Below are 1413 nucleotides of genomic sequence, written 5' to 3'. Positions count from 1 at the left end.
CTATATGAACGCTTCCCCATTTGCTAGGACATCATCAAGTATTTTCAAACATGGTTAGGTGGCAGTTCTATATTCGGTCTTAATTGGCAGACTTACTGCCGACCCTAATGATTTCCGCAGCCTTATTCCTCATTCTCCTAGCGAGCTTAATGCTCTACACCTTATTTAGGTTTTATAAGGCTTGGTCTTACCTGTTTGTCATTACTCTTTGATGCACCTTGGCAAACTTTCTGCGAACATCCTATGTCAGTTTTAATTAGTAACCAGCTTTGCTTAACAAGGCTGATATTCGGTTTGGTTGGCAACTAATGCCCACACGGTTCGAGCTATCTTGTTAGCTAACGCAACCGTCACGACATTTTTCGGTCGTCTTGCTTGCAAAGACACGAGCCATTCACTTTTTTCTTTACTGTGGGTCATTACTGCTCGTGCCCCATGGATAAGCAGAGTACGTAAATACACATCTCCTCGTTTGCTGATCCCGTGCAAGTGCACTCGACCTCCTGTTCCTGTTTGTCGTGGAACCATGCCTATCCATGCCGCAAATTCTCGACTGGATTTAAACGCTGACGCATCCCCCATTGAAGCAATAAGAGCCGTGGCAGTGAGTGGCCCTATGCCTGGCACTTTGGCGATGCGCTGACAATCTGCATCGTGCTTAAACCAGCTTTGTATTTGCTTTTCTAGTTGTTTAATGTCGTCATCCAACTGAGTTAATCGTTCCACTTGAACTTGTAAGGCACACATAAAGACACTTGGAGTATCCTCCTCCAGTTTTGCTAAACAATCAGGCAGCTTTTCCTTGAAGGCTTGTTTGCCTTTCGGCATCACCAGACCAAATTCTGTCAACAGACCGCGTATCGAGTTGATTTGTGCCGTTCTGTGTTTTACTAGTAATTCTCGCATACGGTGAATGCTCAAAATCGCTTGCTGCTCTTCGGTTTTGACTGCAATAAATTTCATTCCTGGTTGCTGCATTGCCGTCCAAATAGCACGAGCGTCCACCACATCATTCTTGTTACCAAAAACGAAAGGCTTGACTTTCTTTGCGGGCAGCAACTTCACGGTATGACCCATTTCCTTGAATAGTCTTCCCCAGTGGTGAGCGCCTCCGCAAGCTTCCATTCCTATCATTGATGGTTGTTGGTTAACAAAGTACTGAACAAAATCTTTCCGCTTCACTTTGTCTGAGTGAATTTCACCGGTTTCTTGATCGACCCAGTGAATTTGAAAAACTTGTTTTGCGATATCAATACCAAATACGTTACTGTTCATGTTGGATACTCCCAATGTCGATAGTGCACTAGATTGAACCATACTGGGCACTTTGATGCCGTGACAGGGAGTATCCTTCCTCGTCAATCGAATCATCCTCAGCCTCCGTAGGTTGAGGAAGCGTTCATATCATTCTCC

1 protein-coding gene is annotated in these 1413 nt (G+C 44.7%); it reads right to left on the bottom strand.

All coding sequences use genetic code 11. The features are described from left to right. Positions 1-273 precede the first annotated feature (273 nt). Positions 274-1275 carry an IS110 family RNA-guided transposase gene (locus MD535_RS25505; protein WP_265678085.1) on the bottom strand — a complete coding sequence of 334 codons (1002 nt, stop codon included), beginning with the start codon at positions 1273-1275 and terminating at the stop codon, positions 274-276. Positions 1276-1413: the final 138 nt, after the last annotated feature.

Origin of the sequence: Vibrio qingdaonensis (assembly GCF_026191675.1) — a bacterium.
GTDB lineage: Bacteria > Pseudomonadota > Gammaproteobacteria > Enterobacterales > Vibrionaceae > Vibrio > Vibrio qingdaonensis.
Note: the sequence above shows the minus strand (reverse complement) of the source record. Positions and strands in the feature narration are given on the sequence as shown.